This window comes from Streptomyces sp. NPDC046977 (genome assembly GCF_040644455.1).
In the GTDB taxonomy this organism is placed as follows: Bacteria; Actinomycetota; Actinomycetes; order Streptomycetales; family Streptomycetaceae; genus Actinacidiphila.
Genome location: NZ_JBEYWO010000027.1, coordinates 126,459 through 132,458, shown reverse-complemented (window position 1 = coordinate 132,458; position 6,000 = coordinate 126,459). Strand labels below are relative to the sequence as shown.

Annotated in this window: 5 protein-coding genes and 1 rRNA gene; all 6 read left to right on the top strand. The window is 69.3% G+C overall.

Features of this window, described 5'->3' with window-relative positions:
• Positions 1-82 (top strand): 5S ribosomal RNA (rrf, locus tag ABZ883_RS32835); the annotation flags it as partial.
• A 118-nt stretch (positions 83-200) separates the two neighbouring features.
• Positions 201-809, top strand: a complete 609-nt coding sequence (locus ABZ883_RS32830; protein ID WP_360912691.1) for a CDP-alcohol phosphatidyltransferase family protein — start codon at positions 201-203, stop codon at positions 807-809.
• 132 nt (positions 810-941) lie between these two features.
• Positions 942-3,437 carry a mannose-1-phosphate guanyltransferase gene (locus ABZ883_RS32825; protein ID WP_360912690.1) on the top strand — a complete coding sequence of 832 codons (2,496 nt, stop codon included), beginning with the start codon at positions 942-944 and terminating at the stop codon, positions 3,435-3,437.
• Between the two features lie 94 nt (positions 3,438-3,531).
• Entirely contained in the window at positions 3,532-4,470 is a 939-nt protein-coding gene (locus ABZ883_RS32820; RefSeq protein ID WP_360912688.1) for a DUF881 domain-containing protein, read from the top strand.
• Complete coding sequence (locus tag ABZ883_RS32815) at positions 4,467-4,799, top strand: small basic family protein (RefSeq protein WP_360912686.1); 333 nt, start codon at positions 4,467-4,469, stop codon at positions 4,797-4,799. The genes ABZ883_RS32820 and ABZ883_RS32815 overlap by 4 nt, the downstream gene beginning before the upstream one ends.
• Positions 4,783-5,832 carry a DUF881 domain-containing protein gene (locus tag ABZ883_RS32810; protein WP_360912684.1) on the top strand — a complete coding sequence of 350 codons (1,050 nt, stop codon included), beginning with the start codon at positions 4,783-4,785 and terminating at the stop codon, positions 5,830-5,832. The genes ABZ883_RS32815 and ABZ883_RS32810 overlap by 17 nt, the downstream gene beginning before the upstream one ends.
• Positions 5,833-6,000 lie beyond the last annotated feature (168 nt).

Here is a 6,000-nt window from a genome sequence, read left to right as displayed (position 1 = left end):
CATTTCGAACCCGGAAGCTAAGCCTTTCAGCGCCGATGGTACTGCAGGGGGGACCCTGTGGGAGAGTAGGACGCCGCCGAACAATTCTTCAGCCTGTCCCCGGAGATCGATCACGATCCCCGGGGACAGGCTTTTTTGTGCCCTGGGGTAGGGTCGGGTGGAATCATTCGGAGCATACGCACAAACAGGAGGGGCCCCCGGTGGAGGTCCAGGAGACACGGGTGCAGACGGATCGGGTCCTCACGATCCCCAACATCCTGAGCATGGCACGGCTGGCCGGCGTGCCGGTCTTCCTGTGGCTGATCCTGTGGCCGGAGTTCGGCGGCCCGAAGGCCGACGGCTGGGCGCTCCTCGTCCTCGCCCTCAGCGGCATCAGCGACTACCTCGACGGCAAGCTCGCGCGCCGCTGGAACCAGATCAGCAGCCTCGGCAGGGTGCTGGACCCGGCCGCGGACCGGCTGTACATCGTGTCGACGCTCGTCGGCCTGACGTGGCGCGGGATCCTCCCCTGGTGGCTGACGGCCATCCTGGTGGCCCGGGACGTCGTCCTGGGGGTGATGATCCTGGTCATGAGGCGCCGCGGCTGGGGTCCTCCCCAGGTCAACTTCATGGGCAAGGCCGCGACCTTCAACCTCATGTACGCGTTCCCGCTGTTGCTGCTCAGCGACGGTGACGGGTGGCTGAACACGCTCGCTGCTATTTTCGGATGGGCGTTCGCCGGATGGGGTACAACCCTCTACTGGTGGGCAGGAATCTTGTACGTGGTCCAGGTCCGCCGACTCGTGAGAGCGGACGCCACGGCCGATTGAGCCCGCGATCCCCGGCAGGACTGGCCTCCCGCCGGGTACCCGACGTGTGACCAGGTGGTCCGCCGGACCGCAGGTCCGAAGCGCGGGTGACGTCGGCAAGCCAGTCGTCTCTTCAAGGAGGACGCTTCCGACATGAAGGCCGTCGTGATGGCCGGCGGCGAGGGCACACGCCTTCGCCCGATGACCTCGAGCATGCCCAAGCCGCTGCTGCCGGTCGTGAATCAGCCGATCATGCAGCATGTGCTCAAGCTGCTCAAGCGGCATGGTCTGACCGAGACCGTGGTGACCGTGCAGTTCCTCGCCTCACTCGTCAAGAACTACTTCGGTGACGGCGAAGAGCTCGGCATGGAGCTCACGTACGCGAACGAGGAAAAGCCACTCGGCACAGCCGGCAGCGTCAAGAACGCCGAGGACGCGCTCAAGGACGATTCGTTCCTGGTGATCTCAGGTGACGCACTGACCGACTTCGACCTGACCGAGCTCATCAATTTCCACAAGGAAAAGGGTGCGCTGGTCACGGTCTGCCTGACGCGGGTGCCCAATCCCCTGGAATTCGGCATCACCATCGTCGACGAGGAGGGGAAGGTCGAGCGCTTCCTGGAGAAGCCGACCTGGGGCCAGGTCTTCTCGGACACGGTGAACACCGGTATCTATGTCATGGAGCCCGAGGTCTTCGACTACGTCGAGGCCGATGTCTCCGTCGACTGGTCCGGCGATGTCTTCCCGCAGTTGATGAAGGAGGGCAAGCCGGTCTACGGCTACATCGCCGAGGGCTACTGGGAGGATGTCGGTACGCACGAGAGCTACATCAAGGCGCAGGCCGACGTCCTCGAGGGCAAGGTCGACGTCGAGCTCGAGGGTTTCGAGATCTCGCCCGGGGTGTGGGTCGCCGAGGGCGCCGAGGTGCACCCGGACGCGGTGCTGCGCGGGCCGCTGTTCATCGGCGACTACGCGAAGGTCGAGGCCGGCGCCGAGATCCGCGAGCACTCCGTGGTCGGCTCCAACGTGGTCGTCAAGTCCGGGTCGTTCCTGCACAAGGCCGTGGTGCACGACAACGTGTACATCGGGCCCCAGACGAATCTGCGCGGCTGCGTCATCGGCAAGAACACCGATGTGATGCGGGCGGCGCGGATCGACGACGGCGCGGTCATCGGCGACGAGTGCCTGATCGGCGAGGAGTCGATCATCGCGGGCAATGTCCGCGTCTACCCGTTCAAGACGATCGAGGCCGGCGCCTTTGTCAACACCTCGGTCATCTGGGAGTCCCGGGGGCAGGCCAATCTCTTCGGTGCGCGCGGTGTCTCCGGGATCCTGAACGTGGAGATCACCCCCGAACTGGCCGTGCGGCTGGCGGGCGCGTACGCGACGACCCTCAAGAAGGGCTCGACCGTCACCACGGCCCGTGACCACTCCCGTGGTGCCCGTGCCCTGAAGCGGGCGGTGATCTCGGCCCTCCAGGCCAGCGCCATCGACGTACGGGACCTGGAGAACGTGCCCATGCCGGTGGCCCGGCAGCAGACCGCGCGCGGCAGCGCCGGCGGCATCATGATCCGTACCAGCCCGGGGATCCCCGACTCGGTCGACATCATGTTCTTCGACGAGCGGGGCGCGGACCTGTCGGCCGCGGGGCAGCGAAAGCTGGACCGGGTCTTCGCGCGCCAGGAGTACCGCCGCGCGTTCCCCGGCGAGATCGGCGACCTGAACTTCCCCTCGAGCGTCTTCGACTCCTACACCGGTGCGCTGTTGCGGGCCGCGGACACCTCCGGCATCGCCGAGGCGGGGCTGAAGGTGGTCGTGGACGCCGCGAACGGCAGCGCGGGCCTGGTTCTGCCGAGCCTGCTCGGCCGGCTCGGTGTGGACTCCCTCACCATCAATCCCGGCCTGAACGAGGCGCGCCCGACCGAGACCTCCGACGGCCGCAGGGCGGGCCTGGTGCGGCTCGGGGAGATCGTGGCGTCCTCGCGGGCCGCGTTCGGCGTGCGGTTCGACCCGGTCGGCGAGCGGCTGTCGCTGGTGGACGAGCGCGGCAAGATCATCGAGGACGACCGCGCGCTGCTGGTCATGCTCGACCTGGTCGCCGCGGAGCGCCGCAGCGGCCGGGTGGCGCTGCCGGTGACGACGACGCGCATCGCCGAGCAGGTGGCGGCCTACCACGGCACGCAGGTGGAGTGGACGACGACGTCGCCCGACGACCTCACCCGGGTCTGCCGCCAGGAGTCGACGATCTTCGGCGGCGACGGCAGGGGCGGCTTCATCGTGCCCGAGTTCAGCAGCGTCTTCGACGCCTCCGCCGCGTTCGTGCGGCTGATCGGCCTGGTGGCCCGTACGCAGCTCACCCTGAGCCAGATCGACGCCCGCATCCCGCGCGCCCACGTCCTCAAGCGGGACCTGGCGACGCCGTGGGCGGTCAAGGGCCTGGTCATGCGCCGCGTCGTGGAGGAGGCGGGGGACCGCTCCGTCGACACCACGGACGGGGTGCGTGTGGTCGAGTCCGACGGACGCTGGGTGATGGTGCTGCCCGACCCGTCCGAGGCGGTCACCCACGTGTGGGCGGAGGGTCCGGACGACGCGTCCGCGCAGGCCCTGCTCGACGAGTGGTCCGCGATCGTGGACAGCGCCGGTCGCTGATCACACTCCGTGTACGGCTCACGGGCTCTTCCCGGCGCGCGCAACGGCGCGCCGGGAGGGGCCCGTTCGAGGTCGGAGGCGGCGACGTGCGACGATGTGCGGCATGCCGCAGCAGCACCCTGATCGGAGCAGCCCCAGTGACAGGGCGGTGAACCGGCGCCCCGATGCCTCCATGTCGCTGCTGACCAACGTCATGGAGCACAGCCTCGACGACGGATATGCCGAGGCCGCGGCACGCAGGGGCGAGACCGGGAGCTCCCGGCTGCCCGGGTCCCTGCGGGGCAAACTGGTGCTCGGGTTCGGGCTGGTGCTCGCCGCCGTCGTGGTGACGGTGGGGGCGGCGCAGACGCAGGTCGCCGCCCCGACGCTGGCCAAGGAGCGGCAGAAACTCATCGACCGCATCCAGTCGGAGACGGCCGCGGCCGACGAACTGCAGGGCAGCGTGGACACGCTGCGCGACGACGTGGCGGCCAGGCAGCGCCAGGCGCTGAAGGAGAAGGGCGGCAGCGCCGAGCAGGTGGCGCTGCTGGCGGGCGCGACGGCGGTGACCGGTCCGGGCATCCAGGTCAAGGTCGACGACGCCAAGGAGGCGTCCTCGGGCGGCAACGGCAATCCGCGGACCACCAGTGGCTTCTCGGACACCGGGCGGGTCCGCGACCGCGACATGCAGCGCGTCGTCAACGGACTGTGGGCGTCGGGAGCCGAGGCGATCGCGGTCAACGGGCAGCGCCTCACCGCCCTCTCGGCCATCCGCGCCGCCGGAGACGCCATACTGGTGGACAACAGGCCCCTGGTGCCGCCCTACACGATTTCGGCGATCGGGAACCCGCAGCACCTCAGTACGTCGTTCCAGGACAGTGCGGACGGACAGTATCTGCACGTCCTGCACGAGAACTACGGGATCCGCGTGAGCATCTCCCAGGAGGAGAAGCTGAGTCTGCCGGCGGCGCCGAGTCTGATCATCCGCTATGCGACGCCGGTCCCCTCGGCCGGTTCGCCGGCCGCAAACGGAACTGGGAAGGGCACGAATTGATCGCCGTACTGGGCCTGATCGTAGGAGTCGTGGTGGGCCTTGTGGTCCGTCCCGTGGTGCCGACGCTGGTCGAGCCCTACCTGCCCATCGCCGTGGTGGCCGCGCTCGACGCCGTCTTCGGCGGTCTGCGCGCCATGCTCGACGGGATCTTCGACGACAAGGTCTTCGTGGTCTCCTTCCTGTCCAACGTCGTGGTGGCGGCCCTGATCGTGTTCCTCGGTGACAAGCTGGGGGTCGGGGCCCAGCTCTCCACGGGTGTCGTGGTGGTCCTCGGCATCCGCATCTTCTCCAACGCGGCGGCCATCCGCCGCCATGTCTTCCGGGCGTGACAGCACGATGACGGACGAGCACGGCCGGCACGAAGAGAACGGCCGGGAACCGCAGGAGCCGGCGCAAGGACCCGGCTCCGGGTCCGGCGCGCCCAAGGGAGCGCCCGGCGGCGTCCCCGAGCGGCCGGCCCGGCCGGAGTCCCCGGGCTCCCCGGAGCTGCCGCCGGCGGCCGTGCCCGGCGCCGGCCCGCGGGAGCCCGAAGAGGCGGCGCCCGCCCAGGAGTCGGCGCCGCCGCCCGCTGCCGGGCCCGGTTCCGGCCCCGGGCCGCGCGAGCCCCACGAGCAGGTGCCCGCGCCGTCCACCGCGGTGTCGACGGGCCGCCAGCGGCTCAAGGCCGGCCTCTGGCCGCCGCGGGCCAGCCGCGCGCAGCTCATCGTCGCGCTGCTGCTGTTCGTGCTCGGGCTGGGCCTGGCGATCCAGGTCAGTTCGACCAGCGACACCAGCGCGCTGCGCGGCGCCCGTCAGGAGGACCTGGTGCGGATCCTCGACGAGCTCGACAACCGCACCCAGCGCCTGGAGGACGAGAAGCAGCGTCTGGAGGACCAGCGCCGGGAGTTGGAGAACAGCTCCGACCAGGCCGAGGAGGCCCGGAAGCAGACCGAGCAGAAGGCCGCCCAACTCGGCGTGCTGGCAGGCACGGTCGCGGCGCAGGGCCCCGGTATCACGCTGACGGTCACCGACACCAGCGGCGGCGTCGAGTCCGACATGCTGCTGGACACCTTGCAGGAACTCCGGGCCGCCGGGGCCGAGGCGATCCAGATCAACGACATCCGGGTGGTCGCCGACACGTACTTCACCCAGGGCGCCGACGGTGCTGTGGAGATCGACGGCCACAAGGTGTCACAGCCGTACCGCTTCAAGGTCATCGGTAATCCACAAGATCTCGAACCCGCCCTGAACATCCCGGGAGGCGTGGTACAGACTTTGGAGAAGGAGCAGGCCACGGTCGATGTGACGCGTTCGCAGAAGATCGTCGTGGATGCCTTGCGGCCGCCGGAGCAGCCTGACTACGCTCAGTCGTCATCCCGGTGAGCCGGGCACGAGTGGGGGTGCGCGGGGGAGGGCAGGAGAATGCGGGGGGTCGCCGCACCGTTGGGGTGGTGCGTGAGGGAAACTGTGTGTTGGTCGTGACTGAGGGTTCGTCCTGCCCCACGGGCGGGTCTGTGTCGTTCAAGGGGAATCGCCCGTGAAGTTGTTCGG